A 15,053-nucleotide genomic window follows, 5' to 3' on the forward strand; every position below is an offset into this window, starting at 1 on the left:
CGACGTGGCTCCCTCGGTGCCGGCCATTTCCCCCTGGCCGCACGGCTCACGGCGAGGCCACGTATGCTCCCCGGATGGACGCCAATTCCGCCGCGCTCGCCGACTTCGCCACACGCCACCGCAAGCTCTTCGTGCTCACCGGCGCAGGGTGCAGCACCGATTCGGGCATCCCCGACTACCGCGACGTCGATGGCGAATGGAAGCGCCCGTCGCCCGTCACTTACCAGGCCTTCATGGGCGAGGAGTCCACGCGCCGACGCTACTGGGCGCGCAGCCTGATCGGCTGGCCGACCATGGCCGGCGCCCGTCCGGGCGCGGCGCATCGCGCGCTGGCGCGACTCGGGGAGGCAGGCCGCGTGGGCATGCTGCTGACGCAGAACGTCGATGGGTTGCACGAGGCCGCCGGTAGCCGGGGCGCCATCGATCTGCACGGCCGCATCGACACCGTACGCTGCATGGGCTGCGAACGGCGCACATCGCGCGCGGAGCTGCAGATCGAATTGCGGCAACGCAACCCGCGCTGGGCCGAGCTGGAGGCCCGCGCCGCTCCGGACGGCGATGCGGACCTGGAAGGCCGTGATTTCTCCACCTTCGACGTGCCCGCCTGCCCGCATTGCGGCGGCCTGCTCAAGCCGGATGTCGTGTTCTTCGGCGAGAGCGTCCCGAAGGAGCGCGTTACCGCCGCCTTCGCGGCGATGGAACAGGCCGATGCGGTGCTCGTGGCCGGTTCGTCGCTGATGGTGTATTCGGGCTTCCGCTTCGTGCAGGCGGCCGCTGCGGCAGGCAAGCCCGTGGCGGCGGTGAACCTGGGCCGCACGCGGGCCGACGCGCTGCTTTCGCTGAAGATCGAACGCCCGGTGGGCGAGGCGTTGTCCGAACTCGCGCAGCAGCTGGCGCCTGAGCCGCAACCCGACGCTGCCTAGCTCCGGCCCGGCGCGCCGCGCAAGGCCAGGGGCCGGATGAACGCATCCACCGTCGCCGTGTATGCGCCTGGAAGCCCCAGCTCGGCGTTGACCTGCGCGTGCGACAGGTCTTGCGGCGCCACTTCCGCACGACCGCCGGTGGCGGCGATCCGCGCAGCGAACGCCCGAGCCTGGGTGCACGAGCCGTCGCGGCGCTGGGTGGAGCACACCAGCAGCATTGGCGGCGCGCCACGCGTGAGCGTGTCGGTGGGCGACACAGTGCGCCAGTAGGCGGGATCGTTGCCGAAGACGCGGTCGTAGAAGGGCATGTGGCGACGCTGCATCAGCGCGGCCGTGTCCAGCGCGGCGCTGTCGAGTGCCACGGTGCCAAGCCATGGGCGGGCGCCTTGCTGCCGCGCGATGCCGGGCGAGGCGCTGAGCAGCGCGACGAGGTGCGCGCCGGCCGAATGGCCCATGAGCACGAAGCGGCCGGCATCGCCGCCCCAGGCGTGCGCGCTGGCCTGTGCGGTGGCCACGGCTCGGGCCACGTCCTGCGCCTGCTGCATCACATCGACCTGCGGCACAAAGCGGTAGCCCACTGATACGAGGATGAAGCCCTGGTCGCGCACCCAGTGTTCGACCTTCTGGTTCACCACCGAGGCCGCCTCCTTGCTGCCGAACATCCAGGCCCCGCCGTGGACCATCACGAGCACCGGGGCGTCTTGCGCATTGGGCGGCAGGTAGACGTCCATGCGCTGCCGAGCATCCGGACCGTAGTGCTGGTTGGCCAGCAGCCGCACACCACCGGGTGTCGCGGTCGCCTCGGCAGGCTGCTGCGCCATGACCGGCGAGAAGGCCAGCACGAGCAGCCATGTCGCGCAGATTCGTGCAAGACGTTTCATGAGAGGGCTCCCGATGAACCGATGAGATTCGAGATTTTCACGCGGCAGCCCTTTCGGCGGGCTGACCGCTTCACTCACTCAGCCGGCGTGCCTCGGCGCCATCCAGCTCGTCGAGGCCCCCCGACCCGCTAGATGCAGGCTGGCGGTGGCGGCGGGCGTCTCGGCCAGCAACTGCCCCTTGCGGAACACCTTGAGTCGCACGGCACGCAAACGGATCGCCTCGACCGGGTCGCGCGCCTGCAGCAGCACGAAGCTCGCGTCGCAGCCGGCCGCGATGCCGTAGTTTTCCAGGTGCATCACGCGCGCGGCATTCGTCGTCACTGCCTCGAAGCACTGGCGGATGCCGGCCTGGCTGGTCATCTGGGCCACGTGCAGGCCCATGTGCGCCACTTCGAGCATGTCGCCCGAGCCCATGCCGTACCACGGGTCCATCACGCAGTCGTGGCCGAAGGCGACGTTCACGCCGGCGGCCATCAGCTCGGGCACGCGGGTCATGCCGCGCCGCTTGGGGTAGCTGTCGTGGCGGCCCTGCAGCGTGATGTTGATGAGCGGGTTCGAGATCACCGCCACGCCGCTCTGCGCGATCAGCGGCAACAGCTTGCTCACGTAGTAGTTGTCCATCGAGTGCATCGAGGTGCAGTGCGAGCCGGTCACGCGGCCCTGCATGCCCAGCCGCTGCGCCTCGAAGGCCAACGTTTCGATGTGGCGCGAGAGCGGGTCGTCCGACTCGTCGCAGTGCATGTCGACCAGCTTGCCGCGCTCGGCCGCCATTTCGCACAGCAGCTTCACGCTCGCGGCGCCATCGGCCATGGTGCGCTCGAAATGCGGAATGCCGCCGACCACGTCCACGCCCTTGTCGAGCGCGCGCTCGATGTTCTCCACGCCGCCCGGCGAGCGCAGCACGCCATCTTGCGGAAAGGCGACGAGCTGCAGGTCGAGGTAGGGCGCCACCCGGCGCTTGACTTCGAGCAGCGCATTGACGGCGAGCAGGCTCGCGTCGCTGGTGTCCACGTGCGAGCGCACCGCCAGCAGCCCCTTGGCCACGGCCCAGTCGCAGTACGCCAGGGCGCGTTCGATCAACGCATCGGCCGTGAGCAGCGGCTTCAGCTCGCCCCACAGCGCGATGCCTTCGAGCAGCGTGCCGCTCTCGTTGACGCGCGGCAGGCCGTAGCTCAGCGTGGCGTCCATGTGGAAGTGCGGGTCGACGAAATGCGGCGCGAGCAGCAGGCCCTGTGCATCGAGCTTCTCGTGCGCCGGTGCGTCGAGGCCTTCGGTGACTTCGGCGATGCGGCCGTCCTGCACGGCAATCGACATGCCGGTGCGGCCGTCGGGGAGGGTGGCGTTGGTGATGAGAAGGTCGAGCATCGTGTGGAGGTCTCTGGAGGACGGATGGGTGGGCGGTATTTTCCGCCGCGATGCCGCTGGAATGCGGGGCGGGCCGTGAAAATCCCGCGATGGCAAAGAAACCCGGGACAAAGACCGAGGCCGACGGCGGCATGCCCGACCTCAGCGAGCGCGCCGACGGCCCTGCGCTGATCGCGCTGTGGGGCGACGACGACGCGGGCAACGAGTTCCGCCTCGGCACGCGCGAATACGACTGGCACAGCCACTTGCGCGGACAGGTCTTCTGCGTCGAAAGCGGCCTCGTGCACGTGCGTACCGCGCACGGCTCATGGCTGCTGCCGCCACACCGTGCGGGTTGGCTGCCGCCCGGCGAGGCGCACAAGGTCAGCATCAGCGGCGCCATGAGCGGCTGGAGCGTGCTGATCACGCCCCAAGCCAGCCACGAGCTGCCCACGCGCCCCTGCGTCATCGGCATCAGCGAGCTGATGCGGGCGCTGGTGCGTCGTGCGGTCACCTGGACCGGGCAGGCGCAACTGGACGCCGAGCAGGAGCGGATGATCGCCGTGCTGCTCGACGAAATGCGCCGCGCGCCGCACGAGCCGCTGCACCTGCCGATGCCCACCGACCGCCGCCTGCTGCGCATCGCAACGGCCATCTACGCGCAGCCCGAGGACGGCCGCACGATGGATGAATGGGCACGATGGGCAGGCCTGTCCGCGCGCACATTGAGCCGCCTGTTCCTGGCCGAAACGTCCGTGAGCTTTGCGCAATGGCGCCAGCAGGCGCGACTGGTGCATGCGCTGGAGCGGCTTGCGCGCGGCGAGGCGGTGGCCGACATTGCCGATGCGCTGGGCTATGCGACGCCGAGCAACTTCATCGCGATGTTCAGGCGCAGCTTCGGGGAGTCGCCGGCGCGGTACTTTGCGAGCCGGGCTGCGCTGCATTGAGTTGAACGGTCAGCGCGCCCAGGTGTTGTTGCGGGTGTGAACGTAGATGTGAACGTTCTCGCTGCGATCCCTGGCGATGCCGACCTCGCCCCAGGGGAAAGATGCGGGCGTGGCCGCGATGCCGATGGACCGGAGCCAGCGCGCGTGCACGCGTTGGCGGTCGTCGGCACTGTTGTAGAAATCGTCGCCGCTCAGGTTGCGAAAGCGCGGCGGAGTGAGGGTGATGAAGGCGCTGACCAGCAGTTCGTTTTCGAAGCGCAGTGTCAACTCTGCGGTCATGTTGTCGACGGTGCCGGTGGCACTAGCGAAGACGCAGCTGACCGGCCTGCCTTCGATGTTCGCGGCCTGGCATGTCTTCGAGAAGAGCGCGGGAAGGTCTTCGGCCTTGATGTCGGCATCGATGGCGATGCCGAAGGCCGTGATGCGGCCATCCGCGGGAGCGATGCTGAAGACGGCGCTGGTCATCAGGTGCGGGTCGCGTTGCTCGTCGGCAAAGATTCCGCTCAACGCGTGCGCTGCGCCCGATACCGGTACTGCCCAGCCGCCGGCCCGACCTCGATCGTCACCCGCCGCAGCTTGTCGTCATGCCCTGACGAGGCCTTGGCCGTCACCACAACGCCGCGCGGGGAGGCGCGGCAGGTGAGGTCCGACAACGCGATCTCCGCATGGTCGTTGTCCAGCTCGGCGATGGCGGCGGTGTGTTCGGCCTGCAGGCTGCCGTTGGCATCGCGCCCCATCCACTGCACGTAGAGGAACGACTGCGCGAACTGCTCGGCATGCACCACGCGGTAGGTGCCCTGGTGGTCTTTACCCCAGGTGCCGCACAGCTGCACCCAGTTGACTGTGTCCGGCGTCTTGAAGGTCTCGTAGCTGTAGTCGGCGCCCAGCGCCTGCGCGTTCGCGCCGCACAGCGCCAGCCATGCGGCCAGCAGGGCGCCGCGCGTGGGGAAGAGCGTTGTCTTCATCAGCGTTCTCCCTTGCGGTAGGGCTTCATCAGTGCCTGCGGATAGCTGGCCTTGCGCGCGACCAGCACCAGCGCCAGGATCGACAGCAGGTACGGCAGCATCAGGTAAAGCTGGTAGGGCAGCACGGCATCGCCCGATTGCTGCAGGCGCAGCTGCAGCGCGTCGAAGAATGCGAAGAGCAGGGCGCCCAACAAGGCCTTGCCGGGCCGCCACGAGGCAAACACCACCAGCGCCACGCAGATCCAGCCGCGCCCGTTCACCATGTTGAAGAAGAAGGCGTTGAAGGCCGACAGCGTGAGGAACGAGCCCGCCATGCCCATCAGCGCCGAGCCCGCGACGATGGCGCCGGTGCGCGTGGCCGCGACCGACACGCCCTGGCTTTCAGCGGCCTGCGGGTTCTCGCCGGCCATGCGCAGCGCAAGGCCCAGCGGCGTGCGGTAGAGCACCCAGCCAACCACCGGCACCAGCAGCAGCGCGAAGAGCGTGAGCGCGGTCTGCGCGCTCAGGATCGGGATGGGCAGCCAGTCCATCGGCGCGAAGGGCGTGATGGTCGGCGGCGTGTTGACCTTCGGAAAGCTCACGCGGTAGCCGAAGTAGCTGAGCGCGGTCGCAAGCAGGGTGATGCCCAGGCCCGACACGTGCTGCGACAGCGCAAGGCCCACGGTCAGGAAGGCATGCAGCAGCCCGAACACCATGCCCGTGAGCGCGGCCACGCCGACGCCCACCCACAGCGGCGCGCCGGCGTACACCGCGAGCCAGCCGGTGAAGGCGCCCGCGACCATGATCCCTTCGATGCCCAGGTTGAGCACGCCCGCGCGTTCGCACAGCAGCACGCCGAGCGTGCCGAGGATCAGCGGCGTGGCGATGCGCAGCACGGCGACCCAGAAGGCCGGGTTGGCAAGAATGTCGAGAAGGTCGGTCATGGGGTATCTCTCCCTCCCCCGTTGGAGGAGGGTTGGGGTGGGGGCAGGCGGCGCTCGAAGTGGAGGCCGATGCCCCCATCCCAGCCTTCCCCCAGGAGGGGAAGGGGCAAGGCAAAAGAAGATGCGAAGGCTGCCGTCATTTCTTCATCCTCACCCGGTATTGGGTCAGCAACGTCGCCACCAGCACCGCGATCAGCGATGCGGCCACGATCACATCGGCGATGTACGTCGGCACGCCGACCGCGCGGCTCATGGTGTCCGCGCCGACCAGCACGCCGGCCACGAACACGCCGGCGGCAATCACGCCCAGCGGATGCAGCCCCGCGAGCATCGCGATCACGATGCCGGTGTAGCCGTAGCCCGGCGACATGTCGAGCGTGACGTAGCTGGTGCGGCCGGCCACCTCGATGGCGCCGGCCAGCCCGGCCAATGCGCCCGAAAGCAGCGCCACCATGACCACGGTGCGCGTCACCGGTACGCCGGCAAAGGCGGCGGCGCGCGCGTTGGCGCCCACGGCGCGGATGTCGAAGCCCAGCACCGTGTACTTGAAGACTGCCCAGACCATCACTGCGAGCGACACGGCCCACAGCAGCCCGGTGTGCACGCGCGTCTGCGCGATCAGCTTGCCAAGCTCCAGGTCGGACTGCAGCGACACACTCTGCGGCCAGCCCATCGCGGTCGGGTCTTTCATCGGCCCGTCGAGCAGCGCGGACACGCCCAGCAGCACGATGAAGTTGATGAGCAGCGTGGTCACCACCTCGTCGACGCCGAGCTTGTTCTTCATCAGCGCCGGGCCCAGCAGCATCAGCGCGCCGGCCACCGCCGCCGCCAGCATCATCAGCGGGAACAGCAGCCAGGGCGACAGCTCGAAGCCCATGCCGCCATGCATGCCGCCCACCGCCACGGCCGCCAGCGCGCCCGCGTAGAGCTGGCCCTCGGCCCCGATGTTGAACAGCCGCGCCTTGAAGGCGACCGTGGCCGCCAGCCCGGTGAGGATCAGCGGGATCGCGCGCGTCAGCGTTTCGCTCCACGCGAACACCGAGCCGAAGCCGCCCTGCAGCAGCAGCGCATAGGTGCGGCCAACCGGCGCGCCGGCCCACAGCACCAGCAGCGCGCTCACCACCATGGTGAAGACGACCGCGCCGATCGGTGCGAGCACCAGCGCGGCGCGCGAGGTCTCGTGGCGTCGTTCGAGCCGCATCATGACGAGGCTCCCGTGCGTTGCGGGGCGGCAGCAGTCGCGCCGGCCATGGCCAGGCCGATGGCTTCGCGTGTCCAGGCCGCAGCGGGGCGTGCCTCGCCCAGGTGACCGCCGTGCATCACGGCCACGCGGTCGCCCAGCGTGAGCACTTCGTCGAGGTCGTCGGAAATCACCAGCACCGCCGCGCCGGCATCGCGCGCTGCAATGAGCTGCTGCTGCACATAGGCGACCGCGCCGATGTCGAGGCCCCAGGTCGGTTGGTGCGCCACGATCAGGCGCGGCGCGCGCGTCGGGTACTTCTTGTTGTCGTTGCCCTTGGCCTCGTCGGGCTGCTCGGGCGCGAGCAATGCGCGCCCCAGAATCAATTTCTGCATGTTCCCGCCAGAGAGCGAGCGGGCCGGCGCCATCAGGCCGGCGCCGCGCACGTCGAATGCTTTTTCAATGCGCCGGGCGTGCAGGCGCGCGGCCGCGCGCTTCACGATGAACGACCAGCGCGAGAAGACCGGGCTGCGCAACCGCTCCGACACCGCGTTCTCCCATACCGGCAAATCGCCGACCACGCCGACCGCGTGCCGGTCTTCCGGAATTCGCGCCACGCCGCGCTGCACCAGCCGCGCAGGCGAGGGCGGCAGTGCCCGACCCATCAGTTGCGCGGAGCCAGAACTGGCCCGGCGCGTGCCGCACAGCAGCTCGGCCAGCACCACCTGCCCGTTGCCGGACACGCCCGCGATGGCCGTGATTTCGCCTGCGCGCAGCGTCAGCGACACCTCGCGCAGCCGGTCCTGGCCGCCGTCCTTGCTGGCCGCGGTGCTCACATGGTCGAGCACGCAGATCGCATCGCCGACCGACTTCGCGGGCCGACGCTGCGGTGCCTCGACCGCGTGGCCGACCATCCACAGCGCCAGCTGCGCTTGCGTGGTGTCGGCCGTGCGCGCCTCGGCCACCAGCTTGCCGCCGCGCAGCACGGCCACGCGGTGCGACACGCGCAGCACCTCGCCCAGCTTGTGGCTGATGAAGATGACCGACAGGCCCTGCGCCACCATCTGCGCGAGCGTGGCGAACAGCGCCTCGCTTTCCTGCGGTGTCAGCACGGCGGTTGGCTCGTCGAGGATCAGGATGCGGGCGCCGCGGTACAGCGCCTTGAGAATTTCGACGCGCTGGCGTTCGCCGACCGACAGGCTACCGATCTTCGCGTCGGGCTGCACCGGCAGGCCGAAGCGCTGCGCCACTTCCAGCAACCGCTCGCGCGCGGCCGCGCGGCGCGACACCGGGCGCCACAGCGGCTCGGTGCCCATCATCACGTTGTCGAGCACGCTCAGGTTGTCGGCCAGCGTGAAGTGCTGGTGCACCATGCCGACGCCGGCGGCGAGCGCGGCCTTGGGGTTGCCGGGCGGCAGCGGCGCGCCGAACACTTCGATGTGGCCTTCGTCGGCGACGTAGTGGCCGAACAGGATCGACATGAGCGTCGACTTGCCCGCGCCGTTCTCGCCGAGCAGTGCGAGCACCTCGCCAGATTGCAGGTCGAGGGAAATGGCATCGTTGGCCACCAGTTCGCCGAAGCGCTTGGTGATGCCGCCTAGCCGGAGCACAGTGGGGTTCATGGTGTGGCGGGCTCGGGGTTGCCAAGCTCGCGGCAAAAGGTTTCGATGGCGCGGGCGGCGGCAACGGGCGCGGCCTGCAGCAGGCCGTGCGGCCCCTCCAGGCGCACGATGCGAAGGCCCGACAGGGCGCGTTGCACGATGCGGGCCGCCTGCGCGGGCACGATGCGGTCGTGCATGGCCTGCAGGTACATCGCGGGCACGCGCACCTGCGAGAGTTTGTCGATCACGTTCACGCGCTGCACTTCTTTCATGCGGCGCGTCATGACGGCAACCGACACCTGCCGCAGCGAACCCTGCAGCAAGGCGACAAGGTGCGGCGTGGCGAAGCGGCCCAGCAGCATGTGGCGCATGGGCCCGCGCATCAGGCTGGAGTGCATGAACTTCATCGACATCTCGAGCAGGCCACCGCGCAACAGCGCCAGCCCGGGCTTGGGGCTGCGGGCGAAGCTGCAGCACAAGATCAGTCCGCGCAGTCCCGGCGGCGGAGCGGCCGCGATCGAGATGGCCAGCGGGCCCGAGAACGATTCGCCGAGCAGCACGAAAGGCTGGCCGGCGGGCAGTTGCGCGCGCACCAGCCGTTCGAGTTCGTCATAGCCCAGCGCCTCGGTGCCGGGGTAGCGCACCACGTCGATGGTGTCGCGCGGCCCCATGGCTTGCGCCAGGGGCTCGAAGAGGTCACCCGTGCCGTCCATGCCCGGAAGCAGAACAAGGCGAAGGGGGCCAGCGGGCGCCGCCGTCACTTCCAGGCGGCAAGAAAGGCCAGCATGACCTTGGCGGAGTTGTCCGCCGCGATGCTCATGAAGGTGCCCATCTCGTTCTCGCCGTCGCCGCCGCCCGCGAGGTCGCTGAGCGAGCGGAAGGCGATGTACGGCACGCCGTTGCTGTAGGCGACCATGCCCACGGCCGCGGTTTCCATGTCGAGCACGTTGGCCTGGAAGGTCTTGTAGGTGTATTCGCGCAACGCCTTGTTGTCCATGAAGGCCTGGCCCGAGACGCCGTTGCCGCCCACCACCAGCTGCGGCTTGCGCGCCAGGCACTTGCCCGCGCTGCAGTTCGCCAGGTCGACGTTGCGGATGCTGCGCGCCACCTCGAGCATCTTCGGGTCGGCCTCGAACCAGAACTTGCGCACGATCTCCGGCTTGGCCGCCGAGCGCACTTCGACCGGGCGCGGAAACATCATCCCGAAGTTGGGCAGCGTGGCGTCGGTGATGAAAGGCGGCGCGCTGTATTTGCCCGGCGCGGTTTCGCGCGCCATCAGCACTTCGAGGTACTGGCCCCATTGCGCCGGCACCGTGACATCGCCCACGTGCAGTTGCGGGTTCACGCCGCCCGCGATGCCGCTGAACACGATGTTCGTGATGCGAAAGCGGTTGAGCACGAGCTGCGTGTTCATGGTCGCGTTCGTCATGCTGATGCCCGACAGGAACAGCACCACCGGCTTGCCTTCGAGCGTGCCGGTGGTGAACTCCACACCGTTCACGCTGTGCTTCACCGGCCCTTGCAGGCGGGTCAGCAGCAGCTTCAGCTCGGGTTCGAAGGCCGAGAGCACCGCGATGCGCGGCGTGTCGTCCAGGCGCGTGCTGCTGTTGATGCTGACCACGTCGGACTTGCTGTAGACCCCGACGCAGCCCGTGAGCGCAAGCCCGACCACGGCGGCAACGAGCGGACCGCGCAGGCGCTGAAGCAGGGAAGTAGTGTGGGTCGTCATGGGTTCATTGCGTGAGTTGAGGGCGGTGCGCTGCGTCGGGCGTGGCGATCCAGGCCTGCAGCGACGCAACGCGTGCGTGCTTGGGCGACAGGCCGACGAAGGTGGTGTAGGCGGCCAGCGCCTTGGTGTCGTTGCCGGCCTGCAGGTAGGCATCGCCGAGGTTCAGGTAGGCGAGCGCGCGGCTGCCGTCCATCTCGATGGCCTGCTCGAACCAGCGCGCGGCCTCGACCGGCTTGCCGCGCTTGAAGTACACGAAGCCCAGGTTGTTGGCCGCCAGTGCAAAGCGCGGCTGCAGCTTCAGCGATTCGGTGAAGGCGGCCTCGGCCTCGTCGTAGCGGCGCTCGCGGTACAGCTGCAGGCCACGGTCGTTGGCGCGCTGCGCGGCCACGCGTGGCGGGAGCGGCGCGGCGGCCGGCATGGTCAGCTTGGCGTCGCCGCCTTCCAGGTTCTTCACCACCACCTCGATGGCGGGCGCACCGGCTGCTGCACCGGCCTTGGGCGGCGCGGCGGCATGCACGGCTTGCTCGTTGGCTTCGTCGATGCGCTTGTTGACCTGGCTGGCGGCTGCGTCGAGCTGCACGCTGTCGCCACTGAGGCCTTCGCGGTCCACGGGCAGCTCGAACACGAATTCGCCGCCCTCCGAGCCCGGCAGGCTGCCGAAGGCCGGCGTCTGCCGCGCGATGGCCGAGACGGCCGGCGCCACGTAGGCCGCGAGCTCGGTGCCGGTGATGACGCCGTCGCCATTCAGGTCGGCCTTGCCCGAGAGCGCCTGCAGCACCGTCCAGGTAAAGACCGAGTGGCCGCCGGGGCCGTCGTCGGCCACCTGCTGGTCGGCACCGCCGGCGGTGATCATCTGGCGGCCGATGCGGCGTGCGTTGTCGCTCAGGAAGTTCTTGCTGCCGCGCGGCGCACCGCCGCGCGTGAGGCCCAGGCCCGAGTAGCAGGCGTCCACCAGAAAGAGCACGTGCTTGGCCGACAGCGCCTCGGCCACTTCCTGCAACTGAGGCATGGAGATGGCGTCGGAGGCGAGGTCGTCCAGCGCCGCGTCGACCGGGATGATGTAGCCGACGTCGCGCCCGCTGGCGAGCTTGCGGGTGCTGCCGTGGCCGGCAAAGAACACCAGCACGCGGTCGTCGCGCTTCACACGCTTGCTGTCGGTGAGCTTGTCGTTGAGCACGCGCAGGATGTTGGCGCGCGTGGCTTCGCCGTCGTACAGCGCCGTGACGTTCTCGGGCTTGAAGCCGAAGCGCGTGACGAGCAACTGCTCTATCGCCTTGGCATCGGGCACCGCGTGGTGCAGGCCGGGCCACTTGGCGTACTTGTCGATGCCGATCACGAGTGCGTGGCTCTCGCGATAGAGCGTGTCGCCGGCGGCGGCCACGCCGTCGTCGGGTGCGGCCTTCTTGGGTGCGTTGACGACGAACTTGCCGTCGCGCCAGGTGGCGAAGCGGTAGCCGTCGGCCACCAACTGGTCGAGCACCGTGGGCAGGGCCTGCACGGTGCGGCCCTGGATGTCGTGGAACAGGATCACGCCGCGCTTGGCCTTGTCGACCTCGGCCAGCACGCGGTCGGCAATCGACTTGGGCACCGGGTCGGCCCAGTCCATGGAGTCGACGGTCCAGAGCATGGAGCGCAGCTTGAGCGCTTCGACGGTGCTCAGCTTGTCTTCGTTGCGTGCGCCGTAGGGAAAGCGGAACAGGGTCGATTGCGGGCGGCCGGTGGCGTCGAGCAGGGCTTCGGTTTCGGTGGCCTCGTTGCGCACTGCGTCGTCGCTCATCTTGGCCATCATGCTGTGGCTGAAGCTGTGGTTGGCCAGCACGTGGCCGGCGGCCAGCACGCGCTTGGCCACCGCGCCATTGGCGCCGAGCTGCGCCTTGCCCTGCGCGTCGAGCTTGCCCAGGTTCTGGCCGAGCTCGAAGAAGATGGCCGGCGCGTCGTAGCGCTTCAAGATTTCCAGGATCTCGTCGGTGTGCTTGGCGTGCGGGCCGTCGTCGAAGGTCAGCACCACCGTCTTCGGGGGCAGCGAGGTGCCGAAGATCTCGCGCACGTCGCCGCCTTCCTTGTCCTTGGCTCCGCCCGCGGGCTGGGTGTAGGGAACGATGGAGCCGAAGTCCTTCAGGATCTTGTCGCGCGAATACAGGCCCTGCAGCTTGGCCACGTAGTCGGCCCACTTCTCGCGCTGGGGCTCGATGCCGCGCTGCGCAAAGCGGCCGAACACGTCTTTCAGCTCGCGGTCGTAGGCCTGCTCGATCTCGGCGAGCACCGCCAGGTCTTCGCTCGCGCGGCGGCCAAGCTTGAGGCCGGGCAGCGATTGCGCCTGCCCGTAGCGCGTGCTCAGCTCGCCCAGGAATTCCTTGAACGCGAGGCGGTCGGCATCGAACCAGCTCGGCTCGCTTTCGATGCGGTCCAGCAGCGCGTTCAGGGCCGGCACCGTGGCCGGGTCGGCCATGTCGCCGGCCTGCGCGATCAGTGCGCGCTGGCGCTCCTGCATGTCATGAAACAGCAACTGGCCGACGGCCCCGACGGCGCGCTTCTCGGCCGCGCCCAGCGCGCGCTCGCCGGTCATCAGCACGATCATCTGCCGGTGCGCGGCGAGCAGGGCGTCGGCGCGTTCCTGCAGCGCGGCCGGAATGCCGACCGGTGCCGCGACCACAGGCGCCGCCGCCGCGGCCGAAGAGGCCGCAGCCACGGGCGGAGCGGCCGCTTCAGCCGGTGTTGCCGTGCCCGCTGGCTCAGGTTTGCATGCGGCGAGCGAAACGGCCAACGCCGCAACAGCTACACCATGGATTGCGGTCCGCCATCGCGCACGGTTCATAGGTCTTGGAGATGCTTACTTCGCAGTGGACTTGGGCTGGCCGTCGTCCACCTTGACGGTGAACTTGCCCGCCAGGATGTCGGCCTGCTTGGCCTTCACCTTCGCGATGATGTCGGCCGGCACCTTTTTCTCGAAAGTGCCGAGCGGCGCGAGTTCGGAGCCCTTGTGCTTCATCTGCGCGTACACGCCGTAGTCTTCGGCGGCGAACTTGCCTTCCTTCACCAGCTTGATCGCGTGGTCGGCGGCGGGCTCGAAGTTCCACAGGGCCGAGGCGACCACGGTGTCGGGGTACTGGGCCTGGGTGTCGATCACGTTGCCGATGGCGAGCTTGCCCTTTTCCTTGGCCGCGTCCGACACGCCGAAGCGCTCGGCGTACATCACGTCGGCGCCCTTGTCGATCATGGCGAAGGCGGCTTCCTTGGCCTTCGGCGGGTCGAACCAGCTGTTGATGAAGCTCACGCTGAACTCGACCTTCGGGTTCGTTTCCTTGGCGCCCGCCATGAAGGCGTTCATCAGGCGATTGACCTCGGGGATCGGGAAGCCGCCGACCATGCCGATGCGGTTGCTCTTGGTCACGCCGCCGGCCACCATGCCGCTCAGGTAGGCGGGCTCCTGGATGTAGTTGTCGAACACGCTGAAGTTGGGTGCCTGCGGCTTGAGCGACGAGCCCATCAGGAAGGCGACCTTCGGAAAGTCTTTCGCGACCTTGCGCGCCGCCGCTTCCACGCCAAACACCTCGCCCAGGATCAGCTGGTTGCCGCCGGTGGCGTACTCGCGCATCACGCGTTCGTAGTCGGCGTTGCTGACGTTCTCGGTGGCCTTGTATTCGATCTCGCCGCGCGCCTCGGCCGCCTTCAGCGCCTTGTGGATGCGGCCCACCCATTGCTGCTCGAAGGGCACGGTGTACACCGCCGCCACCTTCAGCTTGGCCTGCTGCGCAAGCGCCAGGCCGGGGGCGCCGGCCGCGAGTGCCGCGGCGATGGCGACGGAACGAATGATCAACTGACGGCGTGCTGCCATGGTCTTCTCCTCGAGGTGTGGAAATATTGTTCTGGGCTGTCCCATGGACAGCCGGACGCCCCTCGGAACCGGAGGGGCGTTGGGTGGGGCGGTTTACTTGGTGCCGAAGATGCGGTCGCCGGCGTCGCCCAGGCCCGGAAGGATGTAACCGTGGCTGTCGAGTTCGCGGTCGATCGCGGCGGTGTAGATCGGCACGTCCGGGTGCGCGGTCTGCATCGTCTTCACGCCTTCGGGGCAGGTCAGCAGGCAGACGAACTTGATCGACTTGGGGTTGAGCTCTTTCAGGCGCTCGACCGCGGCCACGGCCGAGTTGCCGGTGGCCAGCATCGGGTCGACCACGATCACGTCGCGGCTGTCCATTTCGCCGGGCATCTTGAAGTAGTACTCGACGGCCGTGAGCGTCTTGGGGTCGCGGTACAGGCCGATGTGGCCGACGCGGGCGCCCGGCACCACGGTCAGCATGCCGTCCAGGATGCCGGTGCCGGCACGAAGAATGGACACCAGCACCAGCTTCTTGCCGTCGATGACCTTGGCCTGCATGGTTTCGAGGGGTGTTTCGACCTCGATGTCCTGCATGGGCATGTCGCGGGTGACCTCGTAGGCCATCAGCATGCTGATTTCATTGAGGAGCCGGCGGAAGCTGTTGGTGGACGCATCCTTGCGGCGCATCAGCGTGAGCTTGTGCTGGACGAGGGGGTGATTGACGAGGTGGACGTTGCTCATTT

General features: G+C 68.7%; 14 protein-coding genes. 2 read left to right on the plus strand and 12 right to left on the minus strand.

Going from position 1 to position 15,053, the window contains the following annotated elements:
* Positions 1-74: 74 nt before the first annotated feature.
* Positions 75-923 carry an NAD-dependent protein deacetylase gene (locus ACGLHS_RS14295; protein WP_394480582.1) on the plus strand — a complete coding sequence of 283 codons (849 nt, stop codon included), beginning with the start codon at positions 75-77 and terminating at the stop codon, positions 921-923.
* On the opposite strand, the gene ACGLHS_RS14300 is transcribed toward ACGLHS_RS14295, so the two are convergent.
* Complete coding sequence (locus tag ACGLHS_RS14300) at positions 920-1,804, minus strand: alpha/beta hydrolase (protein ID WP_394480584.1); 885 nt, start codon at positions 1,802-1,804, stop codon at positions 920-922. The two genes, ACGLHS_RS14295 and ACGLHS_RS14300, sit on opposite strands and share 4 nt — an antisense overlap.
* Positions 1,805-1,882: 78 nt before the next feature.
* Complete coding sequence (locus ACGLHS_RS14305; RefSeq protein WP_394480586.1) at positions 1,883-3,169, minus strand: amidohydrolase family protein; 1,287 nt, start codon at positions 3,167-3,169, stop codon at positions 1,883-1,885.
* An 89-nt stretch (positions 3,170-3,258) separates the two neighbouring features.
* Between ACGLHS_RS14305 and ACGLHS_RS14310 the strand changes: the two genes are divergently transcribed.
* The gene (locus tag ACGLHS_RS14310; RefSeq protein ID WP_394480588.1) at positions 3,259-4,095 is read left to right on the plus strand and encodes an AraC family transcriptional regulator; all 837 of its coding nucleotides are present in this window, start codon (positions 3,259-3,261) and stop codon (positions 4,093-4,095) included.
* 9 nt (positions 4,096-4,104) lie between these two features.
* Here ACGLHS_RS14310 and ACGLHS_RS14315 read toward each other — a convergent pair whose 3' ends face one another.
* The 10 genes from ACGLHS_RS14315 to upp form a co-directional block, all read right to left on the minus strand.
* Entirely contained in the window at positions 4,105-4,602 is a 498-nt protein-coding gene (locus tag ACGLHS_RS14315) for a hypothetical protein (protein ID WP_394480590.1), read from the minus strand.
* Positions 4,599-5,060, minus strand: coding sequence for a hypothetical protein (locus ACGLHS_RS14320; protein WP_394480592.1), 462 nt, complete (start codon positions 5,058-5,060; stop codon positions 4,599-4,601). The genes ACGLHS_RS14315 and ACGLHS_RS14320 overlap by 4 nt, the downstream gene beginning before the upstream one ends.
* Positions 5,060-5,983, minus strand: coding sequence for an ABC transporter permease (locus ACGLHS_RS14325; RefSeq protein ID WP_093240997.1), 924 nt, complete (start codon positions 5,981-5,983; stop codon positions 5,060-5,062). The genes ACGLHS_RS14320 and ACGLHS_RS14325 overlap by 1 nt, the downstream gene beginning before the upstream one ends.
* 136 nt (positions 5,984-6,119) lie before the next feature.
* Positions 6,120-7,184 (minus strand): ABC transporter permease, encoded by a 1,065-nt coding sequence (locus tag ACGLHS_RS14330; RefSeq protein ID WP_394481463.1) that lies wholly within the window; start codon positions 7,182-7,184, stop codon positions 6,120-6,122.
* The gene (locus ACGLHS_RS14335) at positions 7,184-8,785 is read right to left on the minus strand and encodes an ABC transporter ATP-binding protein (RefSeq protein ID WP_394480595.1); all 1,602 of its coding nucleotides are present in this window, start codon (positions 8,783-8,785) and stop codon (positions 7,184-7,186) included. The genes ACGLHS_RS14330 and ACGLHS_RS14335 overlap by 1 nt, the downstream gene beginning before the upstream one ends.
* Positions 8,782-9,477, minus strand: coding sequence for an alpha/beta fold hydrolase (locus ACGLHS_RS14340; protein ID WP_394480597.1), 696 nt, complete (start codon positions 9,475-9,477; stop codon positions 8,782-8,784). The genes ACGLHS_RS14335 and ACGLHS_RS14340 overlap by 4 nt, the downstream gene beginning before the upstream one ends.
* Before the next feature lie 44 nt (positions 9,478-9,521).
* Positions 9,522-10,493, minus strand: a complete 972-nt coding sequence (locus ACGLHS_RS14345) for a 5'-methylthioadenosine/S-adenosylhomocysteine nucleosidase (protein ID WP_394480599.1) — start codon at positions 10,491-10,493, stop codon at positions 9,522-9,524.
* A 4-nt stretch (positions 10,494-10,497) separates the two neighbouring features.
* Positions 10,498-13,182 carry a polysaccharide deacetylase family protein gene (locus ACGLHS_RS14350; protein WP_394480601.1) on the minus strand — a complete coding sequence of 895 codons (2,685 nt, stop codon included), beginning with the start codon at positions 13,180-13,182 and terminating at the stop codon, positions 10,498-10,500.
* Positions 13,183-13,323: 141 nt separating this feature from the next.
* Positions 13,324-14,328: a BMP family protein gene (locus tag ACGLHS_RS14355; RefSeq protein WP_093240981.1), complete on the minus strand. Its 1,005-nt coding sequence runs from the start codon at positions 14,326-14,328 to the stop codon at positions 13,324-13,326.
* A gap of 93 nt (positions 14,329-14,421) precedes the next feature.
* Entirely contained in the window at positions 14,422-15,051 is a 630-nt protein-coding gene (gene upp / locus ACGLHS_RS14360; RefSeq protein ID WP_093240978.1) for a uracil phosphoribosyltransferase, read from the minus strand.
* Between the last annotated feature and the right edge of the window lie 2 nt (positions 15,052-15,053).

This window comes from Variovorax sp. VaC1, from assembly GCF_043658315.1.
In the GTDB taxonomy this organism is placed as follows: Bacteria; Pseudomonadota; Gammaproteobacteria; order Burkholderiales; family Burkholderiaceae_C; genus Variovorax.